12 protein-coding genes are annotated in these 16,636 nt (G+C 54.9%); 7 read left to right on the forward strand and 5 right to left on the reverse strand.

Going from position 1 to position 16,636, the window contains the following annotated elements; genetic code table 11:
* The first annotated feature begins 14 nt into the window (after nucleotides 1-14).
* The 4 genes from DP106_RS04705 (at nucleotide 15) to DP106_RS04720 (ending at nucleotide 3,452) form a co-directional block, all read left to right on the forward strand.
* On the forward strand, nucleotides 15-344 hold the full coding sequence (locus DP106_RS04705; RefSeq protein WP_120083752.1) for a 4Fe-4S dicluster domain-containing protein: 330 nt from the start codon (nucleotides 15-17) through the stop codon (nucleotides 342-344).
* Nucleotides 345-845: 501 nt separating this feature from the next.
* The gene (locus tag DP106_RS04715) at nucleotides 846-1,709 is read left to right on the forward strand and encodes a 2-oxoacid:ferredoxin oxidoreductase subunit beta (RefSeq protein WP_120083754.1); all 864 of its coding nucleotides are present in this window, start codon (nucleotides 846-848) and stop codon (nucleotides 1,707-1,709) included.
* Nucleotides 1,710-1,714: 5 nt separating this feature from the next.
* A complete protein-coding gene (locus DP106_RS16630; protein WP_449405081.1) occupies nucleotides 1,715-1,864 on the forward strand; it encodes a DUF7563 family protein in 150 nt (49 codons plus the stop codon).
* Between the two features lie 133 nt (nucleotides 1,865-1,997).
* Nucleotides 1,998-3,452, forward strand: coding sequence for a sensor histidine kinase (locus tag DP106_RS04720; RefSeq protein ID WP_120083755.1), 1,455 nt, complete (start codon nucleotides 1,998-2,000; stop codon nucleotides 3,450-3,452).
* 87 nt (nucleotides 3,453-3,539) lie between these two features.
* Here DP106_RS04720 and DP106_RS04725 read toward each other — a convergent pair whose 3' ends face one another.
* Together DP106_RS04725 and DP106_RS04730 are read right to left on the reverse strand one after the other, a co-directional pair.
* Nucleotides 3,540-4,016 carry a HalOD1 output domain-containing protein gene (locus tag DP106_RS04725; RefSeq protein WP_120083757.1) on the reverse strand — a complete coding sequence of 159 codons (477 nt, stop codon included), beginning with the start codon at nucleotides 4,014-4,016 and terminating at the stop codon, nucleotides 3,540-3,542.
* Nucleotides 4,017-4,025: 9 nt separating this feature from the next.
* Entirely contained in the window at nucleotides 4,026-5,909 is a 1,884-nt protein-coding gene (locus DP106_RS04730) for a GAF domain-containing protein (RefSeq protein WP_133305098.1), read from the reverse strand.
* 638 nt (nucleotides 5,910-6,547) lie between these two features.
* Between DP106_RS04730 and DP106_RS04740 the strand changes: the two genes are divergently transcribed.
* Genes DP106_RS04740 through DP106_RS04750 form a run of 3 tightly spaced genes read left to right on the forward strand, consistent with a single transcriptional unit; the run spans nucleotide 6,548 to nucleotide 10,187 of the window.
* Complete coding sequence (locus DP106_RS04740; RefSeq protein WP_120083761.1) at nucleotides 6,548-7,777, forward strand: AAA family ATPase; 1,230 nt, start codon at nucleotides 6,548-6,550, stop codon at nucleotides 7,775-7,777.
* A complete protein-coding gene (locus tag DP106_RS04745) occupies nucleotides 7,777-9,537 on the forward strand; it encodes a 5-methylcytosine restriction system specificity protein McrC (RefSeq protein WP_120083763.1) in 1,761 nt (586 codons plus the stop codon). The genes DP106_RS04740 and DP106_RS04745 overlap by 1 nt, the downstream gene beginning before the upstream one ends.
* A gap of 11 nt (nucleotides 9,538-9,548) precedes the next feature.
* Nucleotides 9,549-10,187 carry a hypothetical protein gene (locus DP106_RS04750; protein ID WP_120083764.1) on the forward strand — a complete coding sequence of 213 codons (639 nt, stop codon included), beginning with the start codon at nucleotides 9,549-9,551 and terminating at the stop codon, nucleotides 10,185-10,187.
* 76 nt (nucleotides 10,188-10,263) lie between these two features.
* On the opposite strand, the gene DP106_RS04755 is transcribed toward DP106_RS04750, so the two are convergent.
* The 3 genes from DP106_RS04755 to DP106_RS04765 are packed head-to-tail and all read right to left on the reverse strand — an operon-like array spanning nucleotide 10,264 to nucleotide 16,549.
* Nucleotides 10,264-10,647 carry a hypothetical protein gene (locus tag DP106_RS04755; protein WP_120083765.1) on the reverse strand — a complete coding sequence of 128 codons (384 nt, stop codon included), beginning with the start codon at nucleotides 10,645-10,647 and terminating at the stop codon, nucleotides 10,264-10,266.
* A 2-nt stretch (nucleotides 10,648-10,649) separates the two neighbouring features.
* On the reverse strand, nucleotides 10,650-13,334 hold the full coding sequence (locus DP106_RS04760) for a DUF1156 domain-containing protein (protein WP_120083766.1): 2,685 nt from the start codon (nucleotides 13,332-13,334) through the stop codon (nucleotides 10,650-10,652).
* Nucleotides 13,334-16,549, reverse strand: a complete 3,216-nt coding sequence (locus DP106_RS04765) for a DUF499 domain-containing protein (protein WP_120083768.1) — start codon at nucleotides 16,547-16,549, stop codon at nucleotides 13,334-13,336. Before DP106_RS04765 ends, DP106_RS04760 begins: the two co-directional genes overlap by 1 nt.
* Between the last annotated feature and the right edge of the window lie 87 nt (nucleotides 16,550-16,636).

Below are 16,636 nucleotides of genomic sequence, written 5' to 3' on the forward strand. Positions count from 1 at the left end.
ATCAAGGATATCTTATGGCTATCGATCCAAACTTCGAAGCGAACCGCGATGTCGCCGAGCAACACGAGGGGCACCGAGTCTGGGGGCCGGTCGACGAACCGGAACAGCTAGGAATCCACGGCACACACGTGGCTGTCGACTTCGATATCTGCATCGCCGACGGTGCCTGCCTCGAGGACTGTCCCGTTGACGTGTTCGAATGGACAGATACACCTGGCCATCCCGAGAGCGACATCAAAGCCGATCCGATAAACGAGACACAGTGTATCGACTGCATGCTGTGTGTTGACGTGTGTCCCGTCGACGCCATCGATGTCGATCCCGGACGAGCGGGGCGCTTGTGAGGGGTGATTGAGGAACCGCTTATGACCCTACAACTTCAGTGCTACCGGTGCGGGGCAGAGTATACCTATCTTGGTAAGAGTCCACATCCCGGTCAGTGCCCAGCATGTGGGTCGTCGTGCGTCCCGCCGGCTGGCTCTCTTACCGTCGTCAACAGCGTTCACTGGGAGAGTGCAAACGGGCTCGCGAAAGTCTGGGTCCACAGCGCCGATGAACGTGGCCGACCGTTCGAATTCGAAGTCGCTGCACACGGTCGCCGTGGGAAACTAGTTGCGATCAAAGTTGACGGTGTGTCGATTAACCCACAAGTTGACGAGACACTGGAAACGCTCCCACCAGCAGTGAGAGCCGAAATCGAAGCACAGGGAATAACAGACATCGAGATTGCGACAGTCACGAACTCGAAAGCATGATACCAAACCAGATTACCCAACGACCGACACCAGCGAGCATCGGCTCGAAGCATGAACGCTGGCGTACGGTCGGAAGCGGCCAGTAAGAAGATGAGCACTGACATCAGATTCACCGACTTCAAATCCGATAAGCAGCCAACGTGGTGTCCCGGTTGCGGTGACTTCGGCACAATGAACGGGATGATGAAAGCGCTCGCGAACACCGGGAACGACCCGGACAACACGTTCGTCGTCGCGGGTATTGGCTGTTCCGGGAAGATCGGGACCTACATGCACAGCTACGCGCTCCACGGCATCCACGGTCGCGCCCTTCCCGTGGGAATCGGGGCGAAGCTGGCGAATCCGAACCTCGAAGTGATGGTCGCCGGCGGCGACGGAGATGGCTACTCGATTGGCGCTGGCCATTTCATCCACGCCGTCCGCCGCAACGTCGATATGACATATATCGTGATGGACAACCGCATCTACGGCCTCACGAAGGGACAAGCCTCGCCGACATCGCGTGAGGACTTCGAAACCTCGACGACGCCCGAGGGGCCGAAACAGCCGCCGGTCAACCCACTCGCGCTCGCGCTGGCTGCTGGCGGGACGTTCATTGCCCAGTCGTTCAGTTCAGACAGCCAGCGCCACACCGAGATCGTTCAGAAAGCCGTCGAACACGACGGGTTCGGCTTCGTCAACGTCTACAGCCCCTGTGTGACGTTCAACGACGTCGATACCTACGACTACTTCCGAGACACGATTGTCGATCTCGCCGAGGCAGATCACGATCCGACGGCTTACGATGACGCTGCGGACGCCATTATGGATGGAGATAAAGAGTACCAGGGTGTACTCTATCAGGACGAACACTCGGTTGCCTACGAAGAGCGTGAAGGGCTCTCAGAGAATATGGCTGTCATACCCGACAGAGCGCCGGACAATGCAACGGATCTCGTTCGGGAGTTCTACTGATACCTATGCCTGATTGTGCTACTTGTGGCGGGCATATTTCTGCTCAGTTCGCACGAGTGTTCGGCGACAAGGACGGCGTCGTTCTTGCGTGCCCGTCCTGCTCGCCCAATGCTGGTATTGGAAAAGAAATACAACAGCGAACGGACTATATATAGGGCTTCTCTCTATCAGGCCCTAACTCAATTGTATTGTCATGCCCGAGAGCGTGATGAGCCGTACAAATTATTAGAATGTACCTTCGTTTATTGAGTATACCACGGCTACAATTACCACTCATCAAGATCGTATATGAGCAGTAATGACAAACCCAACCAATCGAGGTATCGTGCTCTGTTTGAGAACAGTCGTGATGCGCTGTTGTTGTTCGACCGTGACGGGTATTTTGACTGCAATACACGCGCAGTCGAACTCTTCGGCCTCAATTCAAAAAAAGAGGCACTCACGTATGCACCGTGGGACCTTGCACCGCCAACCCAACCTGATGGCGCCAACTCGAAAGAGATCGCACAGGCACACATCGAAACGGCATTTCAGCAGAGCGGTGCGTTCTTCGAATACACCCATCAGACCGTAGGCGGGACGACATTTCCAGCCGAGGTGAAGTTGACCCGGTTTGAAGACAACGGCCGGCCAGTCCTGCACTCCCTCGTCAGAGACATCACCGAGCGGAAAGAACGAGAACGCGAACTCACAGAAAGCGAGGCCAAATACCGGAACCTCTTCGAGAGCACTCAGGACGCTCTCATGTTACTGGACAGGCAGGGATTTTTTGATTGCAACGAACACACCTTGGACCTATTCCACATCGAGTCTTTAGATACGTTTGCTGAGTATACTCCGTGGGATCTTGCACCGCCAACGCAACCGGACGGGAGAGACTCGGAGGAAGCAGCCCAAGAGCACATCGAGACCGCTTTCGAGACAGGGACCGCCTTGTTCGAGTGGGTACATCGACGCCCCGACGGGACTGAGTTCCCCGCAGAGGTCAAGCTTAGCCGATTCGATCATCGTGGAGAACCACGTTTGCACGCATTAGTCCGGAACATCTCTGACCGGAAAGCGTACGAACGGCAGATACGGGAACAACGGGATAATCTCGAAATCCTTAATCAGGTGCTTCGCCACGACATCCGCAACGACATCCAATTGATAATGGCATATGCAGAGTTAGCTGCCGACCAATCGGAGTCCGACTCTATTCAAGAACACCTAGATATTGTCTTAGAAAACGCAGAACACGCTGTCGAAATTACGACGACTGCTCGGCAAATGGCAAAAGTGATGCTCTCAGATACTGAAAATATCGCTCCGACTCCTCTTGGCCCGTCGCTTTCCAGCGCAGTCGAAGAAGTACAGAATACCTACCCGGCCGCCGTGGTCACGCCTACTGCGGCCGTGCCGGAGACACCGGTTCAGGCAAACGATATGCTCGAGGCGGTCTTTCGCAATCTTCTGAAGAACGCGATCCAGCACAATGACAAGGAGGTCCCGGAGGTGGATATCTCGGCACGTGAACGGACAGACTCTGTTCTGGTCCAGATTGCGGATAACGGACCCGGAATCCCGGATACAGAGAAGGAGACCATATTTGGGAAGGGTGAAACGGGCCTCGACAGCTCCGGCACCGGGCTCGGCTTGTATCTGGTCAAGACGCTCGTAGAATCTTACGGCGGGGTAATCGAGATATATGACAACGAGCCTGTCGGGACGATTTTCAGTGTCACAGTTCCGAAAGCGGGCTAACGGCTATAGCCGCATTGCACGTGGCTTCAGTTAGAGTACAGAATAAAACAAGTTTGTGTGTCGATATGGCTGGGAATGTCACAGCAGTTAGTCACTGCGTTGCTCAACTAGCGCCGGATCAAAATTCTCTCCCTTCCTCACAACGTTCTCATTTCTGTCCAAGACAGCCAGCCCTTCCTTTTCTAACTCAGACAGGGAAAGATGGCTTAACCGGAGACGGAGTTTCGCCACTTCCTCGTTTGCAGATGGAGGATCGGTATGGAGCATATCCGCTCCAGAGATGACGATCTCACCAGAACCCGCAACCTCTACATCGTACTCCTCGAAAACGAACGAGATCGTCACAGTATCGTCACCGCCAAGCAATCGGTCCATCGCATCTGGGTCAATTACGTCTGCTACTGGGTCACTGTCAAGCGGGTCTTGATTCGTCACGAACGCAATCGCTTCAATCATAGCGACGGATGGGGGGCGCTCACCAATCTGGAAATGCCACTCGTTGGGTGCCGAGTTGTCTTGATTCGCTCTCACAATGTTTTGTGCCACCTCATACCATATGAACACAGACTCTGACTAGTCTGACGGTGGGGCGGCTGCCTGTTCGAACAAATGACAGAATACTGTAAACTCCGCTCGTCGCAAGTGATAGTGGAACGTCTGTCGCGAAATGCCGAGTTCCGCCGCTAGTTCCTCACCCGTTTTGAGCCGTGGCCGCTCATAGTATCCCCCCGAATACGCTAACTGCAGCGCCGCTTGTTGTCGATCAGTCAGCTTCTCGTCGACAAACTGTCGGAGATACGTCGGAGTCAACAGTCGTCGTTGAGCGACGAGTTCGATATCCGAATACTGTTCTCGAATCGCCTGTACGACAGTCGTTGAATCGACCGTTTCTGGGAATCTCCCAATCACTCTCGCCGTGTCGTCTTTGATCGTCACCGTTTGGAGTTCGCCGTCGAAGGTATCGAAGATAGCGGCAATTGACTGGTCAGTGGCAGTTATGTGGAAACGAGCACTCTCCTCCACGTCTTTCAGGAGTCTGAAATCGGAGGCGGATGGAAAACCGCTCTCAACGAGACTCCGAACAATCTGGGGTGACAGCCCGTTTACTGTCCAGAAATGGCGCTCTCTTCCGTCAGAGAACGAAACAGTCGAATCAAGAGCCAGCTCGAAGTCTGCGTCTGTCTCTGTACGGCAGAGTCGAGCAATCTCCGCGGACCTGAACTCCAGTTCTGCGGTGGGATCAAGCACGTCCCTGCGTTCAAGAGCGTACAATGCGTACCCGATGATCTCGCCAAGTTCTGTGAGGATGCGCCGTTTCTCTTGATCGAATGCTTCGGTGCGATCAGCGTACACTCCAAGCACACCGTATACCGTTCCTTGGTGCCTCAAAGGAACAGAAGCGTACGATTGAATCCCGTGGGTATCGGCAAGGTGTCGCCAATAGTCGTAGGGAAGATCAGCGAGATCATTTTGAACGTGCAATTCACCGGTTCGTACGGCGTGGGCAGCAGGACCCTCGCTGAGCGGAGGTGACTGTTGATCCAAGATTCCATCAAGATAGGTTTCCATATCTCCAGCCATCGTCCAAGGTTCGAAATCAACGAACGGTGGCGATAGCTCACCCATCACTGTCGATTGGTACGCATCGAACTCCAAGAGCGTGTCACAGACAGCCTGTGCAATCTCCTCGCGCGTCTCGGCCCGCGCGACGGTCTGGACGATTGCCCGAATTACGGTATTGAGTCGATTGACGCGTTGGAGGTGTTGCTTGCGCTCTTTGAGTTCGGTGATATCCTGCCCCTCCGGCACAAGCAATAGTATTTCGCCGTATTCGTTCGACACAGGGCGGAGTGAAAAGTCGATGACTGCGGTGCGGTCGGCACCCTGAACTTCAACCTCGAACCGAACGAATTCACCGTCGGCTGCCCGGTCGATAGCGTCTCTCAGCTGGGCTTGCGTCCCATCGGAGAGCTGCCACCAGTAGGTCTCCCAGAACGGCTCCCCAACGACGTCCTCTCGGGTCAGGCCTCCGAAAGAGAGTGCAGCCTCGTTTGCATCGATAAGCGTGCCGTCGGGCTCCAGAACACCGATAAAATGGAACGTCTGGTTGAATATTAGCTCATAGAGGGTCTCTCGGTCGATATTTTCCATCGATAGCTGGAATGAATCCTCCCGCTCTCGGAGTCGACTATGCGCCGACGGTGACCGAGAGTGAGCAGCACTGGATAGCTCATCGAATGACTGTTCCGCGGGTCGCCACCACACTCGACCTCTAGCCCCGACTTTCTTTGTCTCAAGAGCTCCTCGATTGACCAAGATGTCTAACTTGTTGTAAATCGTGCGCGCTGTACAGTCAAACTCGGTTGCGACCTCCGTCGTTGTCACCGGCGTGCCAGCAGGTGCGAGCGCGTCGACAGCATTCAACACGGTGGATGGCGAGGGCGTCGCAGAACTCATACATTTTAACTAAACGCGAATGTCAAAATGGTTCCGTCAAAAGAAATGTGCTCATCGAGAATGAGCACGGATTCGATCCACGTGAAATCCTGTTGCCGACTGCTGGTGGTTACTCTTCAGACCTGTCCGCGGAGGTTGCAAAGGCGATCCAAGCGACAGTTAGCGCGAACGTCTGGGTGCTGCACGTGGCCGATAATCTGACCTCGGGTCGAGAGTTTCTTGAGAACTAGGTTGCCGATCACGATTTGGAAGAGGCCGAATTGTTGGTTGATCCAGGTGATGTCGGAACTGCAACCGAGAACGCATCAGCCGGTCGGACACAGGTCATCATGGGAGCAACAGAGCGTGGTTTGCTCTCTCGAGTTGTGGGCGGATCACTAGATATATCCGCTCTTGATGATCTCGATACGACGGTTTTACTCGCCGAACGGCCACACACTCGCTCGTTCCGACAGCGTCTGTTAGGTCGATAGGGTCCCATAATTCTCTTTCTGGAGCTGCAAAGAATACGTTCCATATCCATTGAGATGATCAGTCTCAACTACTGGCGGCGCGGATGTTGCGAGTGCTGGGTCTTCATACCTACCGGCGTGTTTCTGAACGGGAATTTAAATACCCGCCATCACTTCCATTGCATAATGAGTGACTCGTCGGACGATTACACACTTGAGGATGCGAAAGACGAAGTCGGAATTCTCCGCCGTGTAACCGACGACGTCGTTGAAGCGATTCAAAATGCTGAGAATGAAGATGTTTTGCAGTTCTTGATCGAGGACGAGAAGCTCGACGTGATTCACGACGGGAAGCGGGGGTTGGGTCGAGTCCGACATGCCGTGCTTGAGTCGCCGCTGGCCTCAGACCGCCTCAAGCGAGTCGTGAGTCTCCGCGGTGACGAAACGCCCGAAGAGATACTCGTCCCCAATAACGTGGAGCGCAACGCCAAAGTCGCGCTCGAAGCCGGGAAGCCTGTTGTACTGTATGGGCCCACTGGAACTGGGAAGACGACATTCGCGAAGCAACTCGCTCGTGAGACCGGTATCGGCTACGCGCTCAACACTGCGACACCTTCGTGGACGCCGTCGGACATCATCGGGGGAATCAGCCCGGACTACACCGGTGACTCACTAAGTTACCGAACGAAACTTGGGTGTGTGTCCGAAGCTGTTCAGCGTGCTCGCCGGTTCGATGTCGAGTATGGCGTCATCCTCGACGAGATCACGCGAGCCGATATCTCGAAGATCTTCGGCCCACTGTATACCGCCATCGAGAACCCCCATCAGACCATCTTCGAGACCGACGAGGGGGAGACTATCGAACTGGACGAGCGGGTGAACATCATCTGTACGATGAATATGTCCGACCGAACGGTGAACGAACTCGACAACGCGATCACCCGCCGGTTCGCCATGATCGAGCTCGACGAGTACGAGGAGGACAAGCGCCGACAGCTGTTCAAAGACTGGATCACCACACACGTCACCGACCACACAGACCTCGGAGAAAACGAGATCCTCCGTCTGTTCGAGCGGGACTACCAAGGAATCAACCACGGCCACGAATCGACGTCACAAGGGTCGATTATGCGCTTCGGCCCGATGCATTATCGCGACGTCGCCGTCTTCCTTGGCGTCGGCTGTCGAGAAGGCGGAGAGTACGAGTATGACCAGAAAGATGCGGTCGGACAGGCGTTCCGAACGTACATCGTTCCGCGACTCCTGAACGCCGCCGCATTCCCGCAGATCGAGCGAATCGCGGAACACTACCGCGCGATGAACGGCGAGTTCGAGGAGTTCGATCTCGCTCCTGCTGCCGAGCTCGCTGAACGGGAACTCGAGCAGGAACGACGCCAGATGGGCTCCTACGAGTAATGAGCACCGTTGACGAAGTCTACGAGTACGGGCAGGATACCTTCAACGTCCCCGAGCGCGGGGAAATCCGGATAGAGGGCTGTCCGTCGTCCATCGGGGACCAGCTTCGTCGCGCGTCTTTCACACAGGAGAGTCCCGGCGTCTTCACGAAGAGTCAAGCAGCACTCGACGGCGAGCAGGAGTACGAAGTCGTCACGGTCACCGTAGATGGCGACGAGAACGAGGTACTCCACGTCGAAGCGACGGACATCATCGGCGTCGTGAGCCTCACACCGTCGTCGAAGGTCCAGGTCGATCCGAAGATCGACTGGGAGCACATCTTCGATATGCTGCTGGCCGTCTACGACCAGAACCGCTCCATCGAGTACCACGGAATTCCGCTCCAAGACTTCCTCTCCGACGACATTCATCTCGACGACGTCTTCGTGGTGCTGGCGATCAACTACCTCGACGGGTTGGAGACGATCCACCGTCAGGGATACATCCGCGACCTCATCATCCGACGTGTTGACAGCCTCGATGGTCGGGGTGAGATCGATGTCGAACAGACACTCCTGAACCACGCCCGCGGGACGCTGGAGCCACACTGGATCCGCAACGAGACCGAGTACGACAACGCCGCAAACTCGCTGCTCCACTTCGCTGGAAAGACACTGCTTCGGCTCTTTCGGCAGAACTCCCACGAGAACGACCATCCTGCGTACGACCGCATCTTCTCGGAAGTTCACCGAGAGGTGGAGCGCCTGGAGAGTATGGGCGTCGGTAGTGGGTTGGACCGGATGGACGAGTATCGACGCCTCTCGCTCCACGATCTCCCGAAGCAGCGTCGGTACTACCAGAAGGCGTTCGACGTCGCCAAAGCCATCATGTCGTCGTCGCTCGGCCAGCAACTCCGCGACGGTCCGCGAGAACTGGTCGTGGACTACGTCCTGAATATGGAGTCGCTGTTCGAGCAGTACTCCCAGGTCGTCATCGAGCGCGAACTCTCGTACATCAAGTCCTACGACCACCTCGGCGACCTCGACGACGTGACGCCCGTCCGATCACCGTCCGTGAATCCGTTCGAAGGTGAGGGCCAGATCTACCACGAACCGGACCACGCGCTACAGGAGGGCGACGAGACACTGGCTGTGTTGGACTCCAAGTACTACGCGGAAGGCCACGATCCGGTGAAGGAATCACCGTCCCGGTCGCGGCTGTTCAGCTACGCCTACCTCCTCCACTCAGACAGGCTCGCATTCCTGTGTCCGCTTCTCGAACCAAAGCGTCGTCGGGTCGCCCAGACTGGAGCCGAACTGCAGATCGTCTCACCCGAGCAGGAGTTCACGCTGGACGGATACGGCGACGTCATCCACAGCTATCTACACGACGTACTCGTTACGAGATCTCCCGAACTCGAAGCCTTCCGCGCCGTCGCGGAGAACCGACTGTGCCTCGACGGTGTCGAAGAATCGGCCCTGAGCGACGCGAAGTCGATGAGCGGTCCGTTCACGTTCAAGGACACGCGGGATTTCTCGCTCCGTGTCCTCAAGGCTGCTGCCGATGAGCATTCGTGGGAAGTCCGCAATCGGTACGACTTAGAGCAAGACGGCGACTGGACACGAGAACAGATCGAGACGCGCTGTGAACAGCGCTACGAGCATACGACGACGTGCGTGCCGGTGTTTTGTCGTGACCACGGGCAAGAGTGGATCGACCTCTACTTCCTTCAGAATGGAAGTGGTGAGATCGAGAAAGAGGGGCCGTTGAAGCTCCTGTAGGTGGCCAAAGTATGTATCAAACCCCGCATCAATGGACGACGAAAGAGGGACAGACCCACGTCTTCTACGATAACAACCAGCCTCCGAGTGGGGGGTTCGGCTGGACGAGCCTCTGCGACGAATGGAGAGTTCCCATCGAAGGAGAGCACTTTGAACTTCAAGAAGACGTAGCTGAAGATTCCATAACGTGTGAACACTGCCGCGACCGACTCGATAAGGCGTATATCGAACTTGAGGACGATGATATCGTGTGTATGCGAAGTTGTTTGATCAGGATTCGTCGAGACGGAGATGGGGGAATTATCGAGGCTCGCCGACTTTGTCGTGGCAAACCCCTTCATTACGAGATTGCGTTCGAACCTGAGTCGTTCACCGGTGACCTGCACGACCATGCTGACGATGTCTGTGAAGAATGCTGGCAGAATTACGTCAATCATCAGTGGAGCGGTGACGTTGAAGGCGGGGAACTTCAGATTGAGTACTGGACAAACGAGGGGAAGAAGACGTACTATGCAGCGTCCGCTGAAGCAGTAAACACCGGACCAGAAGCGAAGCTTCGATTGACTAGTGAGAATGGTCTCCAACAGGAGCTTGCGCGGGACAAAATCGAGTCAGTCACACTAACTCCGGCACAGATCGTAGATTACTAACCCGCGACGATTGGATGGGTGGACCTCTACTGACGCCTTGTTGAACTCGGAGTCATCTGCCCTCGTCGTCGCACACTTAGAACGGTGCGACGAGCCAGTCTCCCTCTTCCTTCCGTTCGAGTTGTGGGCCGAAGACCTGTTGCAGGGAGTGCAGCGCGTCGTTGTAGCGAAGGTCGTAGGTCTTCCCGCTTCGGTGGAACGTTCCTTCGACGACGAACTGGACAGTCGGGCTTTGATACTCCAAGTCGTTCGCTCGTCGATCCATTGCACGAGCGATTTCGTCTGCTACATCACCGTCTTCGAACGCGTCACTCAGTCCAACGACGCTGACCTTGTCTGGCACGTCGTCGTCTTCGAGACGCTTGATGAACTCCTCGACCGGCATCTGATGGTCGAACACGTCGTACTCCCCTTCGACGATGATGTTGTATCGTCCGGGGATTTGGCCTGGTCCTGCCATGGTTAGTAACTCGTGATGTCCCGATCTCCGAGTACTCGCGTGTACGTGTCGTCGCCGGTCACGTCGGCGAGTCGGCCGGCGAGTTCGCGCATGTCGTCATCGACGTCCCACTTCTCGACGTAGTTCTGGACCGCCTGCCCCTTCTCGTAGCGGTAACGCAGGAACTGGAGCTTGTCGAGGTTCGAGAGGTGATCTCCGCCGTCGCCGTTGACGCGCTCCTGAATGTACGCCTGGCGCTTCTCGTTGTCCCAGGTTCCGAGCTCGAAGCCGTCGTCTTGGTTGTACAGGCGCGTACTCTTGAGGTCCTCCGGCGTGGCGTTCGTCCCGCGGCAGAGCTTGTTGACATCGTCGAACGATGGGTTCGACGAGTCAAGCAAATCGACGAATACGTCCTCGACGCCGATATCGCTAGCCTCCTGGATGATGCCATAAATCTCTTGCACCACTTCCTTTGCGGACATGATCTCGCCGTCACGCTGTACCTTCCCGTGGTGTTTGGAGTACTCGCGGAAACACTCACCCATCTCCATCACGCCGATGTCGCCACGGGATATGTCACGACTCTCTTCCAGCCTCTGACGAGTCCGTCTAGCTGTTCTGTAAATTTCTCTCCGCAACGAATTCCATGAAATGGGAACAGTTTCGTCCCGCGGGCGAGCGACAACAATGATATCAAACGATACAGATTCGCCAGCTTCCAACTTGTCAAGATCAGCAGTAATCGGATAAGATGCAGTTATTTCGAACCCGACATGACAGAGAGCTTCAAGTAGTTCTCCCCAAGATTCGGAGTCGCTATGATGGTATGTGAACGTGAGTATTCCATCATCTTTTAATGCGCGCTTAATATTTCTGAAAGCATCCCTGAGTTCTTGCTCAAATGTCTCAGCATCCTTCTGCTCGGCAGGATTGGAGACAATACTCTCTTTTCTGGGTGAGTGCTTAGGTTCGAAGAATTCATATTTGTCCTTCAGGATCAGCCGCTGCCAGACATAGAAATAGTCGGCCAGCTCAGAATACATAACATTATGATAATAAGGTGGATCAGTAATGACCGCATCAAATTCATCTTCGTATTCGATATCCCTAATATCTCCTTGATATATTTCGGCGTCTTCACCTACAGGCTTACCGAACGGTGGTGATTTAATTATTTCATCCCCGTCTGGGTAGCGGTCGTATGGGGCGTTTCCGTATTCTATCCCTTTTTTCAGACGCTCATAAGCGCGTTCGAAGTTACGCGATCCTTCCGACGCTCCCCATGGATTATTTTCGGCAGGACGTTTGGGCGGGTCAAATGAATTCGATTTAAATATATGATCAATTGCGTTCGATCCAGTTTGATATGTAGTCATTAGTGTTGAGCCCCGAAGCGCATCACTAAAGCTCAACAATAGGAATTCTTTCGCTGTCTCATCAGACAATTCGGATATACCCTTAAGCATCTGACTAAGGCAGAGCAGTTGGCGTTCATTAAACATCTCATCCCAGGAGCTAATCCCATGAATTGACAAATTCCCTCCACCAGGGGCCGAACCCTCGAAATCTGTCGCAGCGGTTTTCCAACCCGGACGGATTTCATGATTAGGCGTATATTGCTTTAACTCATCTTCGTTCGCCCACCGATTCACTGCTTCTTCATATAAATCCAAGTCCTCCTGTCTGGTCGCTCTATATCCCTTGATATCTCCCTTGTCTAGTCTGGGGTTGTCCTTACACTCTTCACAATAATATTCTAGTCCGACAAGCCGCTGGTTATATCCATTTTGCTCCTCAACGGCATCAGTTATTCCATATTTTTGACCGCATTTGCCGCAGCTATATTTCGTGCCATTAGAAGTGATGTTCCCTGTCTTTGGGGAGAATTCATTACCACAGTTGGTACAAGTACACTCACTCTGCCAATTGTCCACATATACGAATTCTTGACAATCTGGACACAAAACAATTTGTTGCCCCTTACGATCTCCGTATCTACCTTTTGCCACACGATAGTCATTAAACAACGAGACAGTGTTATCACAAGAAACACAATCTAACTCTTTTACCCAGAAGTAGCAGATGACTTCGGCATGATGATCACCGTGTGGACAAGGTGTTTTGTAGTATTGTCTCACCTCCTCTTCCATCTTAGAACTAAGCTCTTCATACGCATCCTCAATCTCATCAAGATCGGTACTGCCTGTTTCAAGTTCTTTCTTGCTAATGAACCAAGATACTGGATTCAAGTCACCACCAGTCACGCTAGCTCCAAATCTCGATGCTTCAACTAGAGATGTGCCACCTCCCATGAATGGATCCAATATTTTCTTATCTTGGATTCTAACATCTTTTGGATAAAGTTCCCACAAAGTATCTGGGTTAGACATATCTACTTGATTAATTAGGTTCGCTATCGTGTCTGTGTCTGTTGAAAAGTCATCCAGCGATGAATTTTCCCCAGGCTCAAACACCTCCACCTTTTCGGGTGAATCTAATAGTGTATAAAGAGAGATTGTTCTGAACACACAGCCAAGGCGGCGAGCCCACCATTTATGCATGGTATATATAGGGCGGTAATACCGCTTTGCGATACCTCTTGCCTCTTTTTCTGCTAACTGGTTTACTTGTTCAATAGGAAAACCTCGCTCAATCGGAAGTTCCTCCTGCTCGTTACTACTTGTAGAATTCTGTGATTCCTGAGACATTATTTCTGGAAACTAATTTCGATTTTTATGCTTGACGCCTCGTCTGGCATATGTTCGAACAGATCCTGTACCTTGGTGTAATCCTGTTCTGAACGCAATGTCAAACTCACCTGTGTTCGCTCGACATCAGCGGTCCCTTGTAATGCACTGGGAATGCCTTCTCTATCAGGTAACATGAAGGTGATGTCCCCGTATTCGACACTACCTGTTTGATGATTGTTCCTCCACTTACTCCGCATCGCGGCGACGTCGTCGCCGTTGAACTCGAAGCGCCACGTATCGGCCTCCGTGTCGGCCTTCCGGAACGGATAGCCGGGCACCCAGTCGGACGCTTTCTCCGAGCCGGTCGTGTTGACCACGTACTCTGGCTCCTCGTCTTTCCCGATGTTCTCCAGCAGGTACGTCCGCACCATGTACTCGGTGACGCTGCTGTCGAACCGGTCAGTGACCTTGTTGACCGTGAACTGGTCGCCCGGATCTAGGTCTTCAATGTACGACAGGATCTGATCGCCGATCCGGTCCGACACCGTCGGGACGATCTTCACCGTCGTCGGGTCGCGGTCGCCGAGCGATCCGAGGTACCGACCGCCGGCTTCCAATACGTAGTCGTCTACGAGGAACTCGTTGACCGCTTCACGAGCGACCGATTCGGTCTCGTCCGGCGGCAGGAACACTGCTTCATCCGACCGTACCTCCCCGATAATCGTGCCGAGATTCGCGTACCCGTCGTCGTCGATGTGCGCCTCGATACGGTCCACGAGGGACGATGCGCCGACGACCTCCGCCCCGCCGACATCGCGGAGCGTCGCGTCAGACTGCGGCTTGTCGAGGATCTCATTCCCTTTTACGATGACATACTGGTCCTCCCGGGCGAGCCGACCGATGGCCCGCATCACGACGTCGTGGCTGTCGCCGTCGATCCAGATCTCGCCGTCCTCAACGAGCTCCAGCTCGAAGTCACCGATATCAACTGCAGTCGTTCCGCTCCCGAAGCGCTGGCGGAGTTCCTGCTCGGCATCATCGACACCCCACACGTCCACGTCGTCCTGCTGAACGAGTACAGTGTCCAGCGAGCTTCCCGAAAGGTCGTCGCGGAACCCGCCGGTGTCACGGGCAAGCACCGGCTTGCCGTCGAGCGCTTCAACAGTCGCGTTCAACACGTCGTTCGCGCTGCCGGGAATCGGGAGCTCCGGGTCACGGAGGAACTGTTCATAGATGTCCTCGACCGATATCTCTCCACGTCGTTCCAGCAGGTCCTCGGCAATGTCCCAGACGTGCGACTGGAGGTCGAACGGGTCAGCTGCCGCAGAGTCCGCAATGTTCGAGGCGTCGAGTTCCGCCTCGTCGAGGACGAAGACATCGAGGTCCATCGGCTCCACTTTCGCCCACTCGTCGTCGTCCATCAGATTGTCCCCGTCGATCACATCGCCGTACAGGAGTTGGAGTTCCTCACGGAGTTCATTCTCCTCCTGCTCCTTCATACTGCGAATCGACGTGCGGATTTCGTCGTCGAGAGACTCGTCGGCGAGTACCTGCCGCGCGCCCTCAATGTATCGTGCTTTGTCGATGTACCGTGTACCCGACTCGATGGCCTTGTCTCCCGAGGGCTGGACGAACACGAGCGTGTTGCGCCACTCGCGGCCGCGACCGTCGTTCGTGATGACCTTCTTCACCTCTGCTTGGGTCCACTGGCCGTCCTTCACGACGACCTTCACCTCACGGTCGTCCGGAATGTCCCGCATATCGTTGGTCCTGAATCCGACTGGGTGCGCGTTCGATCCGAAGATGTCGGTGATGAAGTCCGCGATCTCGGCCTTCGCCGCCGTCTCCGACACGTCAACGGCTGCGTTCCGGATGAGCGCGTTGGGGTTCTGTCGGTCCCGGATGGCGTACTTCCCGTTCAGCTTGTGGAGGTGCCACGCGACGCCGTGCAATCGTTCGAGGTTGAGAACGACGTCAGAGACGAGGTCACCCGTCTGGTAAGCACCCATCACGATCTCCGAAACCTCTGCGCCCTCGCCTTCGCTCGGCTTCAGAGAGTAGAGTAGAATCGTGTTCAGAATGCGGCGACCGTGAGGCACTTCATCCGTGTCAACACGACTCTTGATATCTCCGGTGGCAGCGTTCAGGCGTTCATAGTTGATCTTCGCCAGTTCGTCTTCGAACTCGATGGCATCGATGTCGCCGTGAGTGATCAGGTCCGTCTGATCCTGCATCTGCAAGAGAACTTTAGAGAAGAGGTAGATCATCCCCCGCGTGTTCTGGTTCCCTTCATCGGCGTAGTAGCGTGTCTCAAGCGCGTCCAGAAGCACGGGGTGGAATGGGTAGAGGTCGTGCATCTCCGACAGCAGGTCGTCCGGAAGATCGACGTGCCCCTCTGCCTGATCGTACGCGTCGAAGTATCCATTGACGATTTCTCGGGCAGCGCTCTCGTCTACGGAGTCGATCAGGCGGTGGCGAAGGACTTCGCGCTTGTCCACCTGGTTGTTCATATTGACCTCGACCGCTTGTTCCCGATTCAGAATGTCGTGAACCTCGGACCCCTCACGGAGCACCGAGACGATGGTGTAGAGTTCGAGGTCAGAGAGTGCAGTCGATTCGAGCAGCGACTGAAGGAACGCCTTGTTCGCGCTCTTGCGGTCGCCCTGCAGCGTGTCGAACCAGTCCTCCAGCTCGTCCACAAAAAATGCGATCGCGTCGTCGCCGACGGCCTCCTGAATCGTCTGCATATCGGGATACCCGCCCGACTCGAACGTCCCGGGATCGTAATCGAGGGACTCGAAGAACGGTTCCCAGAGGTACTCGTACTGTTCGTTCTGCATCGCAACCGTGATCGGCGTCGCCGACTCTGGAAGTGCAGCGTCGAATCCTTCGACTGAATCACTCGCCCACGCACCTGCTGCCGTGGGATCGTCGAAACAGTGGTACAGCGCCACCATCTGGTGAGACTTCCCACTGCCGTACGGACCGTAGAGGATGTGCGTCCCACGTGGATCATCACCAGTCAACGAATCACGGAGGATCGAAAGGGCCTCTCGAAGGCCCTGCGTCATCAGTGTCCGCTCGAAGAAGAGTTCCGCGTCAGACTCGAACTCGTCGTCGTCGTCAACGTTGTAGAGTTTTACCTGCCCGTCGATCTGGCCCTCTTCCCGAAGCTCCCGGCTGAGGGTCACCGTGTCTTCGAGAGTATTCGATAAGGATCCCGTCTGTACCATCTTGATACTTAAACAAACCTCGGTGGCACCCAATAAACACTATGGTCCCGTTGAACACAGCCCGAGACGCGACAACAGTACAGCGTG

This window comes from Halonotius pteroides, assembly GCF_003605635.1.
Taxonomy (GTDB): Archaea; Halobacteriota; Halobacteria; order Halobacteriales; family Haloferacaceae; genus Halonotius; species Halonotius pteroides.